The organism is Paraburkholderia sp. BGA-UO-ETr-F21, from assembly GCF_059567925.1.
On record NZ_JCAQOY010000040.1, the window covers coordinates 1,250,722 to 1,266,657 of the forward strand.

Sequence of the window (15,936 nt, forward strand, 5' to 3'; positions counted from 1 at the left end):
GAGGATGACTTTGCTAACCGGTATGTTTTCGAAACGTGTGGCGTGCGCGCTGGCGCTGGCAATGACCTTGGGGGTCGGGGTGGCGCATGCGCAGGAGGCGAGGATCGCGGCGGTGAACTCCGACCGGATCCTGCGCGAATCCGCTGCTGCGAAGGCCGCGCAGGTCAAGCTCGAGGCAGAGTTCGCCAAGCGTGACAAGGACTTGGCCGACATGGCGCAGAAGCTGAAGTCGATGTCCGACTCCCTCGACAAGAACGGCGCGTCCATGTCGCCCGCCGATCGCGCGCAGAAGCAGCGCGATCTGTCGCAACTGGACACGGATTTCCAGCGCAAGCAACGTGAGTTTCGCGAGGATCTGAACCAACGCCGCAACGAAGAACTGGCGGCGGTGCTCGACCGCGCCAACAAGGTGATCAAGCAGATCGCAGAGGCCCAGCACTACGACCTGATCGTCCAGGAAGCGGTGTACGTGAGCCCGCGCATCGACATCACCGATCAGGTGCTCAAGGCGCTGGCGGCGTCGGGTAACTGAGTGCTGCAGCGGGGCAGGTCGCCCGGCAACAGAAGATCTGACAAGTTGGACTGAACGGTAGGAGACAGGATAGGCATGGCATTTACGCTCGAGGACATCGTCCAACGGTTCGGCGGTGAAGTAGTCGGAAACGGTTCGCAGCGCGTCGGCAGTCTCGCGCCGCTCGACCAGGCAGGCCCGGACCAGCTGGCGTTCCTCGCCAATCCGAAGTACCTGTCGCAGGTCGAAACGACCCGTGCGGGCGCGGTGTTGATCAACGCCGGCGACCTCGCCAAGCTCGCTTCCCGCGAGAATCGTAACTTCATCGTCACGCCGAATCCGTACGCTTACTTTGCGCGCGTCGCGCAAACCTTCATCGACCTCGCATCGCCCAAGGCGGTGCCAGGCGTGCATCCGAGCGCAACCATCGACCCGTCGGCGCAGATTGCCGCGAGCGCGGTGATCGGTCCGCACGTCACGGTCGAGGCGGGTGCCGTGATCGGCGAAAACGTGCGGCTCGACGCCAATGTCGTGATCGGGCGTGGCACGCGCATCGGCGCGGGTTCACATCTCTATCCCAATGTCGCGGTGTACTACGGTTGCAAGCTCGGCGAGCGCGTGATCGTGCACGCGGGGGCGGTGATTGGCTCGGACGGTTTTGGCTTCGCGCCGGATTTCATCGGCGAGGGTGACGCGCGTACCGGCAGCTGGGTAAAGATTCCGCAGGTGGGCGGCGTGTCGATTGCGGCAGACGTCGAAATCGGCGCGAACACCACTATCGATCGCGGCGCAATGGCGGACACCATCATCGAAGAGTGCGTGAAGATCGACAATCTCGTGCAGATTGGTCACAACTGCAAGGTCGGGGCCTATACGGTGATCGCCGGCTGCGCGGGCATTGCGGGCAGTACCACGATCGGCCGCCATTGCATGATTGGCGGCGCCGTCGGGATCGCCGGGCACGTGACGCTGGCCGATTACGTGATCGTCACGGCCAAGTCGGGCGTTTCGAAATCGCTGTTGAAGCCTGGTATGTACACCAGTGCCTTCCCGGCCGTGAACCATGCAGACTGGAACAAGAGCGCGGCATTGCTGCGTAACATCGACAAACTCCGCGATCGTATCAAGGCGCTTGAAAACGCCGCGGCTGAGAAAGAAGGCAGCCCGGCCGCCAATGCAGCAAGCCGTTCCGCAGACGACCAGGCCTGAGCGGCACCAGGGTAACTCTCAGGGCGACTCGCGGGACAATTCGCCATGCATTTCGCAGGGCAACCTGCCGGCACCGCGTAAAATAGCGGGCGAGCATCAGGAAGCAAAGTCGGTTGCCGTGACCGGGTGGCACGGCCGCCGGGTCATGGCGAGCGCCGGCAGCATGCGTTATCAACCCACCTGCACCAGCATCCGCAGTCATCATCGCGCAGTCAATGCGCGAGCAGAAACACCATGAGCACCGAAAAAATCAATCTCGACATTCATAAGATTCTCACGCTGCTGCCACATCGTTACCCGATCCTGCTGGTCGACCGGGTGCTCGAACTTGAGCCGCACAAGAGCATCAAAGCGTTGAAGAACGTGTCGATCAACGAACCGTATTTCCAGGGTCACTTCCCGACGCGTCCGGTGATGCCGGGTGTGCTGATTCTCGAAGCGCTCGCGCAAACGGCGGCTCTGCTGACGTTTTCTGAAGAGCCGAGCGACCCGTCGAACACGCTGTACCTGTTCGTCGGCATCGACAACGCGCGCTTCAAGCGCGTGGTGGAACCGGGCGATCAGCTGATCCTGAACTGCACGTTCGAGCGTCATATGCGCGGCATCTGGAAGTTCAAGGCGCGCGCCGAAGTGGATGGCGTGGTAGCGGCGGAAGCGGACCTGATGTGCGCGGTGCGGCACACGGACAAGGACGCTTGACGCGCTCGCCAGTGTCCGGGCGGTCGGCGACGTGACATACACGCTGGCCGCTCCGCCAGATGCCCATCCAGACAACGCAACAGAATCAGAAGCGAGGACGCATGAGCAGGATTCATCCCACTGCGATCGTCGAACCGGGCGCACAACTCGACGAATCCGTCGAAGTCGGACCGTATGCCGTGATCGGCGCACATGTGACGATCGGTGCGCGGACCACGATCGGTTCGCATAGCGTGATCGAAGGTCACACCACGCTCGGGGAAGACAACCGGATCGGCCACTACGCATCGGTCGGCGGCCGTCCGCAGGACATGAAGTACAACAACGAGCCGACCCGGCTCGTTATCGGCAACCGCAACACGATCCGCGAGTTCACCACGATCCACACCGGGACGGTGCAGGACGCGGGCGTCACCACGCTCGGTGACGACAACTGGATCATGGCGTACGTGCACATCGGGCACGATTGCCATGTGGGCAGCAACGTCATTCTGTCGAGCAATGCGCAGATGGCCGGACACGTTACGATTGGCGACCACGCGATCGTCGGCGGCATGTCGGGCGTGCACCAGTTCGTGCGCATCGGCGCGCACTCCATGCTGGGCGGCGCCTCGGCGCTGGTTCAGGACATTCCGCCGTTCGTGATCGCCGCCGGCAACAAGGCAGAGCCGCACGGCATCAACGTCGAAGGCCTGCGCCGCCGCGGTTTTTCGCCGGACGCCATCTCGGCGCTGCGCGCGGCTTATCGCGTGCTGTACAAGAACGGCCTGTCGCTGGAAGAGGCGAAGGTGCAACTGCGCGAACTCGCGTCCGCGGGCGGCGACGGTGACGAACCGGTGCAGACGCTGCTCGCGTTCGTCGAAGCGTCGCAACGCGGCATCATCCGCTAACCGATGGCTTTGCAACCCAGTCCACTGCGCGTGGCGATGGTGGCCGGCGAACCGTCTGGCGACCTGCTGGCGGCGTCGCTGCTCGACGGTCTCGCAAGCCGTTTGCCGGCCGGCACCCAGTACTATGGAATCGGCGGCCCGCGCATGATCGCCACGGGCTTCGACGCCCATTTTCCGATGGAAAAGCTGTCGGTGCGCGGCTATGTCGAGGCACTGAAGCACATTCCCGGCATTCTCGGCATCCGCAACGAACTGAAGCGCCAGTTGCTGGCCGAGCCGCCCTCGGTGTTCGTCGGCGTGGATGCGCCCGATTTCAACTTCGGGCTCGAGCATCCGTTGCGCGACGCCGGCATTCCGACCGTTCACTTCGTGTGTCCGTCCATCTGGGCGTGGCGCGGCGGCCGCATCAAGAAGATCGCCAAGGCGGTCGACCATATGCTGTGCGTGTTCCCGTTCGAAACGGCGCTGCTGGAAAAGGCGGGCGTCGCGGCATCGTACGTCGGGCATCCGCTTGCCGACGAGATTCCGCTCGTACCGGACACGCTCGGCGCGCGCCGGGCGCTGGGTCTGGCCGAAGAGGGCCCGATCATCGCGGTGCTGCCGGGTAGCCGGCGCTCCGAGATCGATCTGATCGGCCCAACGTTCTTCGCCGCGATGGAGATGATGCAGCACCAGGAGCCCGGTCTGCGCTTCGTCATGCCGGCGGCCACGCCGGCGCTGCGCGAGATGCTGCGGCCGCTGGTGGATTCACACCCCGGCCTCGCGCTGACGATTACCGACGGTCAGTCGCAGCTCGCCATGACCGCGGCTGACGCGATCCTCGTGAAGAGCGGCACCGTGACGCTGGAAGCCGCGCTGCTGAAAAAGCCGATGGTGATCTCGTACAAGGTGCCCTGGCTGACCGGCCAGATCATGCGCCGTCAAGGGTATCTGCCCTATGTCGGTCTGCCGAACATCCTGGCGGGGCGGTTCGTGGTGCCGGAGATCCTGCAGCACTTCGCCACGCCGCAGGCGCTGGCCGAAGCCACGTTGAAACAGTTGCGCGACGAGACCAACCGGCGCACGCTGACGGAAATCTTCACGGAGATGCATCACGTGCTGAAGCAGAACACCGCGCAGCGTGCGGCGGAAGTCGTGGCGAGCGTCATCGAAAAGCGCAAGGGGCGGCCGTGACCGGCGCACGCGCACCGCGCCGCAAAACCGTTGCCGGAGCGGCGGCCCAGCAGGTCGGCCTGAACTTCGAGACGCCGGAGGACATTGTCTGCGGCGTGGACGAAGCGGGGCGCGGACCGCTAGCCGGCCCGGTGGTGGCAGCGGCGGTGATTTTCGATCCGGCCAAGCCGATGATTCGCGGCCTCGACGATTCCAAGGCGCTGACCGCGAAGAAGCGCGACGAGCTGTATGACAAGATCGTCGACCGTGCGCTCGCTTACTGCATCGCTTCGGCATCGGTTGAAGAAATCGATTCGCTGAATATTCTGCACGCCACCATGCTGGCGATGAAGCGCGCCGTGGAAGGCCTGTCCGTCGTGCCGACGCTCGTGAAAGTCGACGGCAATCGCTGTCCGACACTGAGCGTTCGCAGTGAAGCGGTGATCGGCGGCGACGCACTCGTGAAGAGCATCTCCGCGGCGTCGATTCTTGCCAAGGTCACGCGTGACCGCATGCTGCTCGAATTGCACCAGACGTATCCCGTCTACGGCTTCAATGCGCATGCCGGTTACGGCACGCCGCAGCATCTCGCGGCGTTGCGCGAACATGGACCTTGCGAGCATCATCGGCGTTCGTTCGCGCCGGTGCGTGAGGCGCATCTGCGGTTGCGCACCGGCGTGCCGCTGCCGGCCCGCGACGTGATCGTCGTATCCGAAGTGATGTTCGACGACGACGCCTTCGGCGAACGCAGCAGCGCCGTCTGAGCTTGACGCGAACGTCGCGCGAGCGCTTCATTAGCGGCGCGTGTCACAACCCTTTCCTCATTCTCACTGTCTTCGCTGCCTGTGAAAGCCATCACCTCGCGGGACAATCCGCTCTATAAACGCCTGAAGGCATTGGCCGGCTCGACGCATCAACAGCGCAAGAGCGGCCACGCGCTGCTCGAAGGGTTTCATCTCGCGAGCGCGTATCTCGACGTCGCCGGGCAACCGGAAATGTGCATCGTCACCGACGGCGCGCTGCGCCATGACGAAGCGCAGGCGATCGTTTCACGCATCGAAGATCACCGTGTCGTGACGCTGCCGGACGCGCTATTCGGGCAGTTGTCGAATGTCGTGCACGGTGTGGGCATACTGTTGCTGGTCGAAAAGCTCGACACGCCGCTGCCGGACAACGTCGCGCAAACCTGCCTCGTACTCGACGGCGTGCAGGACGCGGGCAACGTCGGCTCGATTCTGCGCAGCGCGGCGGCCGCCGGCATTCAGCAGGTGTTCTGCGCGCCGGGGACGGCGTACGCGTGGTCCTCGAAGGTCTTGCGCTCCGGCATGGGCGCGCATTTCCTCCTGCAGATTCACGAGGACGTGGAAGCGCAGGCGCTGATCGAGCGCCTCGCGGTGCCGATCGTCATTACGGATTCGCACGGCGCCGAGGCGATCTACGACTGCGATCTGAGCGGAGCGCTCGCGTGGGTGTTCGGCAACGAAGGGGCGGGCGTTTCGCAGATCTGGCGCGACGCGGTCTCGTTGCGGGTGACGATTCCCCAGCCGGGTGGCATGGAGTCGTTGAATGTGGCGGCTGCGGCGGCTGTATGCGTGTTCGAGCAGTGCCGCCAGCAGCGCGGGCGCGCTTGACGCCGTTCGCTCGACGCCTTTCGTTTGACGCGGTTTTGACACGCGCGCGCTGCCGCGCGTGTCTCCTCTTCAGGCTGCCGGGCTGACGCGGCGGTTCAATAAGCCGGCCGGTCCAGCTTGATTTCCTGCAGGATGGTTGTTGCGATCTCTTCGATCGACTTGTGCGTAGACGACAGCCACTTGATCCCTTCCCGCCGCATCATCGTTTCGGCCTCGTTGATCTCATAGCGGCAATTCTCCGGCGCCGCATACTTGCTGCCGGGACGGCGCTCGTTGCGAATCTCCGAAAGCCGCTGTGGATCGATCGACAATCCGAACATTTTCTGCCGATGCGCGAGTAGCGGCGTAGGCAATTTGCCGCGCTCGAAATCTTCCGGAATCAGCGGATAGTTGGCCGCTTTCACACCATACTGCATGGCCAGATAGAGGCTGGTCGGCGTTTTGCCGCTGCGCGATACGCCGACCAGAATCACGTCGGCGTCGGCCAGATTGCGGTTCGATTGGCCGTCGTCGTGAGCGAGCGAGAAATTGATCGCCTCGATCCGGTTCTTGTACTCCTCGGTGTCCGCGTTCTGGTGGCCGCGGCCCATCGCGTGGCTCGACTTCAGTTCCAGTTCCTGTTCGAGCGGCTCCACGAACGTCTGAAACATGTCCAGCACAAGCGCGTTCGAGCCTTTGACGATCTGGTTCGACGCGCTGTCCACCAGCGTCGTGAACACGATGGGGCGGCGGCCGTCCTGCTGGATCGCTTCGTTGATCTTTTCGAGCGTGGCATAGGCCTTTTCCGTCGAGTCGACGAAAGGCACGCGAACCAGGCGGAATTTCTGGTCGAACTGGGAGAGGATCGAATGCGCGAAGGTTTCGGCAGTGATCCCGGTACCGTCGGAGACGATGAATACGGTGGGCGGCATCAGTGGGGCTGGGGAACGTGAGCGGGGAAAATCACTCGAATGAAACATCGCTGTGTCGACGCCGCTGCCCGGTGGCTAACCGGAGGCTGCAGCGGCGTTCAACCAGCGCGCCGTGGGCACCGCAACTGCGCCCGGATGGTGGCGGGGCCTCGCAAAAGCCCGCTGGCCGGTCCGGGGCGCGTTTCGAGGCGCAATTCTCGTCCGACAGTCACATTTTCAAAGTCGGCACGGTAGAATAGCGGCAACCTGTTGGATAAGCAATTGCAGGCGATTGGCGTCTAACTTACCGTGAACGGTCGTTCAACGCCTCGCTTTTAACCGGTATTTTAGTCGCCAAGTTGCGGCGAACGTGGTGGATCGATCGGTAAATTCGTCCATTCGCCTTCTTCGTCGCGCATCCGGTGCTCCGGGCAATGTGCAGCGATTGCTTCTCCAACAGGTTGTGCAAGACGCGAGGTCACGCTTCCAATGGGCGTCTCGCGTTCGAGCCCACTTGCACAGCCGTGAATTTCTTTCACACTTAGGGGCTTGTATGACTAACGCAGTTACCGTCGCAAAGGATAAGGCGTATGTAGTTCCGTTCGAGCAGTTGCGGATGACCGATGTGGAGATTGTCGGTGGCAAGAACGCGTCGCTTGGCGAGATGATCAGTCAGCTCGCTGAAGCCGGCGTGCGCGTGCCGACCGGTTTCGCCACCACGGCGCTGGCTTTCCGCGACTTCCTGCAGCACAACAATCTGACCGAACGCATCGCCAAACGTCTCGAAACGCTCGACGTCGACGACGTGAAGTCGCTCGCCGAAGCGGGCAAGGAGATCCGTCAATGGATCGTCGACGCGCCGCTGCAGCCGCAACTCGAGGCTGATATCCGCGCGGGCTTCGAAACCCTGCAAAACAGCTCGCCTGAAGAGCTGTCGTTCGCCGTGCGTTCCTCGGCAACGGCGGAAGACCTGCCGGACGCATCGTTCGCGGGCCAGCAGGAAAGCTACCTCAACGTGGTCGGTATCGACGACGTGCTCGATCGCATGAAGCACGTGTTCGCGTCGTTGTACAACGACCGCGCTATCTCGTATCGCGTCCACAAGGGCTTCACCCACGCTGAAGTCGCGTTGTCGGCTGGTGTGCAGCGCATGGTGCGCTCGGACGTCGGCGCGGCCGGCGTGATGTTCACGCTGGACACCGAATCGGGCTTCAAGGACGCCGTGTTCATCACGTCGAGCTATGGTCTCGGCGAAACCGTGGTGCAAGGCGCGGTGAATCCGGACGAGTTCTACGTCTACAAGACCACGCTCGCCCAAGGCAAGTACCCGATCATCCGCCGCTCGATCGGCTCGAAGCTGATCAGGATGGAATTCACCAAGGCGGGCGAAGAAGGCCGCGTGAAGACCGTCGACGTCTCGCATGAGCAGCGCAACCGCTTCTCGATCACGGACGAAGACGTGATCGAACTGGCCAAATACGCGGTCATCATCGAAAAGCACTACGAGCGTCCGATGGACATCGAGTGGGGCAAAGACGGCCGCGACGGCAAGATCTTTATTCTGCAGGCGCGCCCGGAAACGGTGAAGAGCCAGGCGGTGGGCAAGGCCGAACAGCGCTTCAAGCTGAAGGGTCAATCGAACGTACTCGCTACGGGCCGCGCGATCGGTCAGAAGATCGGCGCGGGTCCAGTGCGCGTGATTCACGATCCGTCGGAAATGGACCGTGTGCAGCCGGGCGACGTGCTGGTCGCCGACATGACCGACCCTAACTGGGAACCGGTCATGAAGCGTGCTTCGGCAATCGTCACGAACCGCGGCGGACGGACCTGCCACGCGGCGATCATCGCGCGTGAGCTGGGCGTGCCGGCCGTGGTCGGCTGCGGCGACGCAACCGACGTGCTGAAGGAAGGCGCGCTGGTCACGGTGTCGTGCGCGGAAGGCGACGAAGGCAAGATTTACGACGGTCTGCTCGAAACCGAAATCACCGAAGTGCAGCGCGGCGAACTGCCGCCGATTCCGGTGAAGATCATGATGAACGTCGGCAACCCGCAACTGGCTTTCGACTTCTCGCAACTGCCGAACGCAGGCGTGGGTCTGGCGCGGCTCGAGTTCATCATCAACAACAACATCGGCGTTCACCCGAAGGCGATTCTCGAGTACCCGAATATCGATCAGGACCTGAAGAAGGCGGTGGAGAGCGTCGCTCGCGGTCACGCATCGCCGCGCGCGTTCTACGTGGACAAGCTGACCGAAGGTATCGCCACGATCGCGGCGGCGTTCTATCCGAAGCCCGTGATCGTGCGTCTGTCGGACTTCAAGTCGAACGAGTACAAGAAGCTGATCGGCGGTTCGCGCTACGAGCCGGATGAAGAAAACCCGATGCTGGGTTTCCGTGGCGCTTCGCGCTATATCGCCGAAGACTTCGCCGAAGCGTTCCAGATGGAATGCATCGCGCTGAAGAAGGTGCGTGAAGAGATGGGCCTCGACAACGTCGAGATCATGGTGCCGTTCGTGCGTACGCTGAAGCAGGCGGAGCGCGTGGTCGGGCTGCTGGCGAAGTACGGCCTGAAGCGCGGCGAGAAGGGTCTGCGCCTGATCATGATGTGCGAAGTGCCGTCGAACGCGATCCTTGCCGAAGAATTCCTGCAATTCTTCGACGGTTTCTCGATCGGTTCGAACGACCTGACGCAGCTCACGCTCGGCCTCGACCGCGACTCCGGCATGGAACTGCTGGCTGTAGATTTCGACGAACGCGATCCGGCGGTCAAGTTCCTGCTGAAGCGCGCGATCGACACCTGCCTGCGACTCGACAAGTACGTCGGTATTTGCGGCCAGGGCCCGTCGGATCATCCGGACTTCGCGCAGTGGCTGACCGACGAAGGCATCAAGTCGATCTCGCTGAACCCGGATACGATCGTCGAGACGTGGCAGCAACTGGCAAAGTCGGCGAAGTGAAGCGAGCAGCATGCCGCTTTCTAAGCGGCATGCATAACGCGCGACGCGGTATTTCAAACGTGCGCTCATTGCACGTTAAACCGTACTGCACCGCTCGTTAAAATGGGTTCGCTTCGTGCTATAAACACCCCGGTAGATCCGGGGTGTTTTGCTTTGTGGAGGTCGACGTGGCGCCAGGTGGATTGTTCTGGTGGATCGGGGCGGGCGTGCTGGTCGTGCTCGAGTTGCTCAGCGGCACGTTCTATCTGCTGATGATCGCGTTGGGTTGTGTGGCGGCCGCCATCGCGCACCTCGCGGGCGCCGCGGCCGACGTGCAGTTCGCCGCCGCGGCCGTGGTCGCACTGGCGGCGGTGCTGCTGCTCAGGCGTTCGCGGTTTGGCCGCAAAACGCGCAAGGAGGCGTCGCGCAACCCCGACGTCAATCTCGACATTGGTCAAACGCTGACCGTGCCTGCCTGGCACGAGCGCCGGGCGCGCGCCAATTATCGTGGCGCGGCATGGGATGTCGAACTGGCCGCGGGTGAACCGGAAGACGCGCAGCTCTACGAAATCACGGAAATGCGTGGCAGTTGCCTCCTCGTCGTGGCGGCCCGCCATTCAGCCAAACGGGCCACCACGGCCTGAGCTTTCTCGCAGCACACACAACTATTCCAACCAGGGACCGGAGGGCAGTCATGGATTCGACCATCGTCGGGGCGGTGCTTCTGATCATCGTGATCGTACTGGCGGCGCAGACTATCAAGATCGTGCCGCAACAGCATGCGTGGGTGCTGGAGCGCCTCGGCCGCTATCACCGCACGCTGACACCGGGTTTGAGTTTCGCGTTTCCGTTTGTCGATCGGATCGCTTATAAGCACATCCTCAAGGAAATTCCGCTAGAGGTGCCAAGCCAGGTCTGTATCACGCGCGACAATACGCAGTTGCAGGTGGACGGCGTGCTGTACTTTCAGGTCACCGATCCGATGAAGGCGTCGTACGGGTCGAGCAACTTCGTGTTCGCGATCACACAGTTGTCGCAAACCACGCTGCGCTCGGTGATCGGCAAGCTCGAACTCGACAAGACCTTCGAGGAGCGCGACTTCATCAATCACAGCATTGTTTCGTCGCTCGACGAAGCGGCGTCGAACTGGGGCGTGAAGGTGCTGCGCTACGAGATCAAGGACCTGACGCCACCCAAGGAGATCCTCCACGCCATGCAGGCGCAGATTACCGCCGAGCGGGAAAAGCGCGCGCTGATTGCCGCGTCGGAAGGGCGCAAGCAGGAGCAGATCAACATTGCGTCCGGCGGGCGTGAGGCGGCGATCCAGAAGTCGGAAGGCGAACGCCAGGCGGCGATCAATCAGGCGCAGGGTCAGGCGTCGGCGATTCTGGCCGTGGCTGAAGCGAATTCGCAGGCGATTCAGAAGATTGCAGCGGCCATTCAGTCGAACGGTGGGATGGAAGCGGTCAATCTCAAGGTGGCCGAACAATACGTGAACGCGTTCGGCAATCTGGCGAAGCAGGGCACTACGCTGATCGTGCCGGGCAATCTGGCGGATATGAGTTCGATGATCGCCTCGGCGCTCACGATCGTGAACAAAGGGAAGGGCACGACGGAGATGCGCTGAGCGTGCTTTAGCTGCTGAAAAAAGAAATGGCCCGCAGACTGTGCGGGCCAATTTCATTTGAGTGCTTGCAGGTTCGTTGCCGCGCGCTGGCGGCGAACGAAGCGCGGCATATCCGCGCAGCGTCCGCTCGAACCGCCGGTCAGCTCGGCGAGCGCATCAAACGCGCTTTTTCACGTTCCCAATCGCGCTTCTTCTCGGACTCGCGTTTGTCGTGCTGCTTCTTGCCCTTGGCCAGACCGATCTCGCATTTGACGCGGCCGCCCTTGTAGTGGAAGTTCAGCGGCACGAGCGTGTAGCCGCGCTGCTCGACCTTGCCGATCAGTTTGCTGATTTCTTCGCTATGCAGCAGCAGCTTGCGTGTGCGGACCGGGTCAGGGTTGATATGGGTCGAGGCTTCGGGCAACGGGCTGATGTGCGTACCGATCAGGAACAGTTCGTTATTCTTGATGATCACGTAACCTTCCTTGATCTGGCCGCGCCCGGCGCGCAGCGCCTTGACCTCCCATCCTTCGAGCACGAGCCCTGCTTCGTAGCGTTCTTCGACCGAGTAGTCGTAGAAGGCTTTTCTGTTGTCGATGATGCTCATGAATGGAAAGTGCCCAACTCGTTTAAAATCACGATTTTAGCAAAGCGGGGCAAGGAAAGCCCGCCGCGCTTGTCCACCCTTGCCACGCGCTGTTCAATTTATGGCAGATGTCCAGAAAACCGTGTTGATCCGCCATTCGGCGGAACAGATGTTCGACCTCGTCACCGACGTCGCCGATTACCCCAACTTCCTGCCTTGGTGCGGGGGAGTCGAAATCCGCCGCCGGGACGAAACCGGCATGGAGGCGAGGATCGATATCAACTTCAAGGGCATCAAGCAGCACTTCGCCACGCGCAACAGCATGGAGCGGCCCACGCGCATCGACATGGAGTTCGCGGACGGCCCGTTTCGCAAGTTCACCGGCTTCTGGCGTTTCACGCCGTTGAGGGCCGATGCCTGCAAGATCGAATTCGCGCTGCACTACGAATTCACCAACATCATTCTCGAGAAGATCATTGGGCCGGTGTTCAACCACATCGCCAATACGTTTGTCGAATCGTTCGTGAAGCGCGCCGATCAGCGCTACGGTAAGGCATGAGCGCGCGCTTGTCGATCGAAGTCTGCTACGCGTTAGCCGGTGAGCAGGCGCTGATTGCCGTCGAACTGCCGGAAGGCGCCACGCTGCAGCAGGCGCTGGACGCGAGCGGCATCTTGCGGCGCTTCCCGCAGATCGACCTCGCCACGCAGAAGGTGGGCATATTCGGCAAGCTCAAGCCGCTCGACGCGGTGCTGGCCGACCACGATCGGGTGGAGATTTACCGGCCGCTGCTGGTCGATCCCAAGGTGTCGCGTCAGCGCCGCGTCGAGAAAACCCGCAAGGCGGGCTCGATCGAAGGGCGCCGCTGGCAGAACAAGGATTCGCGGTAGGCGAATTCGACCGGGTGGGGCGGGAAGCCGCCTCGATCCGCTGCGGCCGCCGCGGTGCAAGGCGGTAAGCCCCGGCAGGCATCTTCGGGCTCGCCTCGCCGCACGTCACGGCGCCGTATCGCGGCTCACCGCGCGTCACCTCACGGCGCCGCATCTCGCCGCGCGGCTCCGCACAGCGCTTCGCCTCGCCGCACCTTGAGGCACCTCAAGGTGCCTCAAGGCGCCGTCACTTGCGGCTTATCCTTGATTCGTGTCACGTCGGGCGCGTCGTCCGCATGCTGGCGCACCGACCAGCACACGCCGGCCACCAGCAGCAGAATCGCCGCCAGTTCCAGCGGACGCGGCAGGCGCTCGTCATAAATGAACGCATAAAGCAGCGCGAACAACGTCTCGAACACGATCATCTGGCCGGAGAGCGTCAGCGGGAGGCGCTTCGATGCGGCATTCCACAGCCCGTTGCCGAGCCACGACGCGCCGATCGCGAGGCCCAGATTGAGCATCCAGAAGCTGTGCCAGCGACCGTCGGCCAGATCGCCTTGCGGGCCGCCCGACGGCAGTACGGCAACCACGAGCCACAGCGCCGCGCCGAGCGCGCCCGTCACCACGCCCCACAGAACCGACCACTCATTGCCGCTGAAATGCGTCTGACGCTGCAGGTAGCGGGCGTTTTCGACCGCGAACCACGTCCAGCAGCCGAGCGCGCCGACCGCGCAGGCGAGGCCGAGCAGCTTGGTGGCGACGCTTACCGGCGTGCTGTCGGCGACCGTAAACACGTCGATGTTGATGCAGACGATGCCCGCCATCACCATCGTGAGCGGCCAGGCGAGGCGGCCGAGCGGCACCGCGCCATGATCGCGCCGGCCGAGCAGCGTCACCGTGACGGGCAGCACGCCGACGATCAGCGAAGCCGGCGCGATGCCGATCAGGTGGACGGCCGCCGTCAGCAGAAGGTAATAGAGCAGGTTGCCGGCCAGCGCCAGCTTCACCAGCGCGGCGAGATCCTCGCGGGTCAGCCGTTTGACGAGCGAGCGCCCCATGGGCAGCGCGGCGGCCAGCGAGACCACGCCGTACATGGTGTAGCGGCCGGCGCTCAGCAGCAGCGGCGAAAAATCGGGCAGCACGCGCGGCACCAGAAAAACCATGCCCCATAGGGCTCCGGCCAGGACTCCATAAACCACACCGCGCTGCATCGACTGCTCCTGCAAGAAAAAACTGGAATGGTCGGCAGAATAGCCGGTCGGCGGCTTCGGTGTCTTGTTCGATTCTGCATTCGGACGCGGTGGCGCCCGTTTGCGCCCCATTGCGCCCGAACGCGCAAACGAAACCGGATCGAACCCGAGGCGAACAGACAAGCGAAATCCCGCCGGGCCGATGATGCGAAAAAACTGCCCGAAATTCGCTAAGCTGCTGTTAGTGCAGTGAAAACCAGGGAGGTATCGCGTATAATTCGCTTTTGCGCCTATAGGATTTGCCATGCGTCTGATCCAAACAGCACTCACGTTCGATGACGTGCTCCTCGTCCCGGCTTTCTCCGATGTTCTGCCGCGCGACACCAGCCTCAAGACCCGGCTGACCCGCAACATCTCCCTGAATATGCCGCTCGTGTCCGCCGCCATGGACACAGTCACCGAAGCCCGCCTCGCCATCGCCATGGCGCAAATGGGTGGCGTGGGCATCATCCACAAGAACCTCACGGCTGCCGAGCAGGCGCGTGAAGTCGCCAAGGTGAAGCGCTTCGAGTCGGGCGTGGTCCGCGATCCGATCACCGTACCGCCGCAAATGAAGGTGCGCGACGTGATCGCGCTGTCGCGTCAGCATGGCATTTCGGGCTTCCCGGTCGTCGAAGGCGCGCAGCTGGTGGGTATCGTCACCAATCGCGACCTGCGCTTCGAAGAGCGTCTGGACGAGCCGGTGCGCAACATCATGACGCCGCGCGAGCGCCTCGTCACCGTCAAGGAAGGCACGCCGCTCGCCGAAGCCAAGGCGCTGATGCACAGCCACCGCCTCGAGCGCGTGCTGGTGATCAACGACGCATTCGAACTGCGCGGCCTGATGACCGTCAAGGACATCACCAAGCAGACCGAGCACCCGGACGCGTGTAAAGACGAACACGGCAAGCTGCGCGCGGGCGCGGCAGTCGGCGTGGGCGAAGACAACGAAGAGCGCGTGGAACTGCTGGTGCAGGCCGGTGTGGACGTGATCGTGGTGGACACGGCGCACGGCCACAGCAAAGGCGTGCTCGAGCGCGTCAAATGGGTCAAGCAGAACTTCCCGCAGGTCGAAGTGATCGGCGGCAACATCGCCACCGCGGCGGCTGCCAAGGCGCTCGTCGAATATGGCGCGGACGGCGTGAAGGTCGGTATCGGCCCGGGCTCGATCTGCACGACGCGGATCGTCGCGGGCGTGGGCGTGCCGCAGGTCACGGCGATCTCGAACGTTTCCGAAGCGCTGAAGGGCACGGGCGTGCCGGTCATCGCCGACGGCGGCGTGCGTTTCTCCGGCGACGTCAGCAAGGCGCTGGCCGCCGGCGCGAACGCCGTGATGATGGGCAGCATGTTCGCCGGCACGGAAGAAGCGCCGGGCGACGTGTTCCTGTTCCAGGGCCGCCAGTACAAGTCTTACCGTGGCATGGGCTCGGTCGGTGCGATGAAGGACGGCGCGGCTGACCGCTACTTCCAGGACAACTCCGCGAACATCGACAAGCTGGTGCCGGAAGGTATCGAAGGCCGCGTCGCCTACAAGGGCTCGGTCAACGCGATCCTGTTCCAGCTGATCGGCGGCGTGCGCGCCAGCATGGGCTACTGCGGTTGCCGCACCATCGCCGAGATGAACGACAAGGCCGAGTTCGTGCAGATCACGGGCGCGGGCTTGCGCGAGTCGCATGTTCATGACGTGCAAATCACCAAGGAAGCACCCAACTACCACGTGGACTAAACGCC

16 protein-coding genes are annotated in these 15,936 nt (G+C 63.0%); 13 read left to right on the plus strand and 3 right to left on the minus strand.

Annotated features, from left to right (window positions below):
• Positions 1 to 10: 10 nt before the first annotated feature.
• The 7 genes from AC57B1_RS38005 (at position 11) to AC57B1_RS38035 (ending at position 6,092) form a co-directional block, all read left to right on the plus strand.
• Complete coding sequence (locus AC57B1_RS38005; RefSeq protein WP_177205078.1) at positions 11 to 532, plus strand: OmpH/Skp family outer membrane protein; 522 nt, start codon at positions 11 to 13, stop codon at positions 530 to 532.
• Positions 533 to 607: 75 nt separating this feature from the next.
• Positions 608 to 1,720 (plus strand): UDP-3-O-(3-hydroxymyristoyl)glucosamine N-acyltransferase, encoded by a 1,113-nt coding sequence (gene lpxD / locus AC57B1_RS38010; RefSeq protein ID WP_496420224.1) that lies wholly within the window; start codon positions 608 to 610, stop codon positions 1,718 to 1,720.
• Positions 1,721 to 1,954: 234 nt separating this feature from the next.
• Positions 1,955 to 2,419: a 3-hydroxyacyl-ACP dehydratase FabZ gene (fabZ, locus tag AC57B1_RS38015; RefSeq protein WP_006048683.1), complete on the plus strand. Its 465-nt coding sequence runs from the start codon at positions 1,955 to 1,957 to the stop codon at positions 2,417 to 2,419.
• A 101-nt stretch (positions 2,420 to 2,520) separates the two neighbouring features.
• On the plus strand, positions 2,521 to 3,309 hold the full coding sequence (gene lpxA / locus AC57B1_RS38020) for an acyl-ACP--UDP-N-acetylglucosamine O-acyltransferase (protein ID WP_091793346.1): 789 nt from the start codon (positions 2,521 to 2,523) through the stop codon (positions 3,307 to 3,309).
• A 3-nt stretch (positions 3,310 to 3,312) separates the two neighbouring features.
• Positions 3,313 to 4,482: a lipid-A-disaccharide synthase gene (lpxB, locus tag AC57B1_RS38025; RefSeq protein ID WP_091793348.1), complete on the plus strand. Its 1,170-nt coding sequence runs from the start codon at positions 3,313 to 3,315 to the stop codon at positions 4,480 to 4,482.
• A complete protein-coding gene (gene rnhB / locus AC57B1_RS38030; RefSeq protein WP_408302766.1) occupies positions 4,479 to 5,225 on the plus strand; it encodes a ribonuclease HII in 747 nt (248 codons plus the stop codon). Before lpxB ends, rnhB begins: the two co-directional genes overlap by 4 nt.
• Before the next feature lie 81 nt (positions 5,226 to 5,306).
• On the plus strand, positions 5,307 to 6,092 hold the full coding sequence (locus tag AC57B1_RS38035) for a TrmH family RNA methyltransferase (RefSeq protein ID WP_408185706.1): 786 nt from the start codon (positions 5,307 to 5,309) through the stop codon (positions 6,090 to 6,092).
• A 95-nt stretch (positions 6,093 to 6,187) separates the two neighbouring features.
• Here AC57B1_RS38035 and ppsR read toward each other — a convergent pair whose 3' ends face one another.
• Positions 6,188 to 7,003, minus strand: a complete 816-nt coding sequence (gene ppsR / locus AC57B1_RS38040) for a posphoenolpyruvate synthetase regulatory kinase/phosphorylase PpsR (RefSeq protein WP_091793354.1) — start codon at positions 7,001 to 7,003, stop codon at positions 6,188 to 6,190.
• A 532-nt stretch (positions 7,004 to 7,535) separates the two neighbouring features.
• On the opposite strand from ppsR, the gene ppsA reads away from it, so the two are divergent.
• The 3 genes from ppsA to AC57B1_RS38055 all read left to right on the plus strand — a co-directional run bounded on the left by ppsA (position 7,536) and on the right by AC57B1_RS38055 (position 11,544).
• On the plus strand, positions 7,536 to 9,938 hold the full coding sequence (ppsA, locus tag AC57B1_RS38045) for a phosphoenolpyruvate synthase (RefSeq protein ID WP_408185707.1): 2,403 nt from the start codon (positions 7,536 to 7,538) through the stop codon (positions 9,936 to 9,938).
• A 167-nt stretch (positions 9,939 to 10,105) separates the two neighbouring features.
• Positions 10,106 to 10,561, plus strand: coding sequence for an NfeD family protein (locus tag AC57B1_RS38050; RefSeq protein ID WP_091793358.1), 456 nt, complete (start codon positions 10,106 to 10,108; stop codon positions 10,559 to 10,561).
• A gap of 50 nt (positions 10,562 to 10,611) precedes the next feature.
• Complete coding sequence (locus AC57B1_RS38055; protein WP_091793360.1) at positions 10,612 to 11,544, plus strand: SPFH domain-containing protein; 933 nt, start codon at positions 10,612 to 10,614, stop codon at positions 11,542 to 11,544.
• A 139-nt stretch (positions 11,545 to 11,683) separates the two neighbouring features.
• On the opposite strand, the gene smpB is transcribed toward AC57B1_RS38055, so the two are convergent.
• Positions 11,684 to 12,130: an SsrA-binding protein SmpB gene (gene smpB / locus AC57B1_RS38060; RefSeq protein WP_496420225.1), complete on the minus strand. Its 447-nt coding sequence runs from the start codon at positions 12,128 to 12,130 to the stop codon at positions 11,684 to 11,686.
• A 100-nt stretch (positions 12,131 to 12,230) separates the two neighbouring features.
• Here smpB and AC57B1_RS38065 point away from each other — a divergent pair, with 100 nt between their 5' ends.
• A complete protein-coding gene (locus tag AC57B1_RS38065) occupies positions 12,231 to 12,668 on the plus strand; it encodes a type II toxin-antitoxin system RatA family toxin (protein WP_091793362.1) in 438 nt (145 codons plus the stop codon).
• Positions 12,665 to 12,997, plus strand: a complete 333-nt coding sequence (locus AC57B1_RS38070; RefSeq protein WP_408185708.1) for an RnfH family protein — start codon at positions 12,665 to 12,667, stop codon at positions 12,995 to 12,997. The genes AC57B1_RS38065 and AC57B1_RS38070 overlap by 4 nt, the downstream gene beginning before the upstream one ends.
• A gap of 215 nt (positions 12,998 to 13,212) precedes the next feature.
• Here the strand turns inward: AC57B1_RS38070 and AC57B1_RS38075 are convergent, their stop codons facing one another.
• A complete protein-coding gene (locus AC57B1_RS38075; RefSeq protein ID WP_496420226.1) occupies positions 13,213 to 14,187 on the minus strand; it encodes a DMT family transporter in 975 nt (324 codons plus the stop codon).
• A 283-nt stretch (positions 14,188 to 14,470) separates the two neighbouring features.
• On the opposite strand from AC57B1_RS38075, the gene guaB reads away from it, so the two are divergent.
• Positions 14,471 to 15,931 carry an IMP dehydrogenase gene (gene guaB / locus AC57B1_RS38080; protein ID WP_408353955.1) on the plus strand — a complete coding sequence of 487 codons (1,461 nt, stop codon included), beginning with the start codon at positions 14,471 to 14,473 and terminating at the stop codon, positions 15,929 to 15,931.
• Positions 15,932 to 15,936: the final 5 nt, after the last annotated feature.

Coding starts and splice junctions, on each gene's coding strand:
- lpxA (WP_091793346.1), top strand. CDS start 2,521: ATGAGCAGGATTCATCCCACTGCGATCGTCGAACCGGGCGCACAACTC.
- ppsR (WP_091793354.1), bottom strand. CDS start 7,003: ATGCCGCCCACCGTATTCATCGTCTCCGACGGTACCGGGATCACTGCC.
- ppsA (WP_408185707.1), top strand. CDS start 7,536: ATGACTAACGCAGTTACCGTCGCAAAGGATAAGGCGTATGTAGTTCCG.
- AC57B1_RS38055 (WP_091793360.1), top strand. CDS start 10,612: ATGGATTCGACCATCGTCGGGGCGGTGCTTCTGATCATCGTGATCGTA.
- lpxD (WP_496420224.1), top strand. CDS start 608: ATGGCATTTACGCTCGAGGACATCGTCCAACGGTTCGGCGGTGAAGTA.
- AC57B1_RS38075 (WP_496420226.1), bottom strand. CDS start 14,187: ATGCAGCGCGGTGTGGTTTATGGAGTCCTGGCCGGAGCCCTATGGGGC.
- AC57B1_RS38070 (WP_408185708.1), top strand. CDS start 12,665: ATGAGCGCGCGCTTGTCGATCGAAGTCTGCTACGCGTTAGCCGGTGAG.
- lpxB (WP_091793348.1), top strand. CDS start 3,313: ATGGCTTTGCAACCCAGTCCACTGCGCGTGGCGATGGTGGCCGGCGAA.
- smpB (WP_496420225.1), bottom strand. CDS start 12,130: ATGAGCATCATCGACAACAGAAAAGCCTTCTACGACTACTCGGTCGAA.
- guaB (WP_408353955.1), top strand. CDS start 14,471: ATGCGTCTGATCCAAACAGCACTCACGTTCGATGACGTGCTCCTCGTC.
- AC57B1_RS38065 (WP_091793362.1), top strand. CDS start 12,231: ATGGCAGATGTCCAGAAAACCGTGTTGATCCGCCATTCGGCGGAACAG.
- fabZ (WP_006048683.1), top strand. CDS start 1,955: ATGAGCACCGAAAAAATCAATCTCGACATTCATAAGATTCTCACGCTG.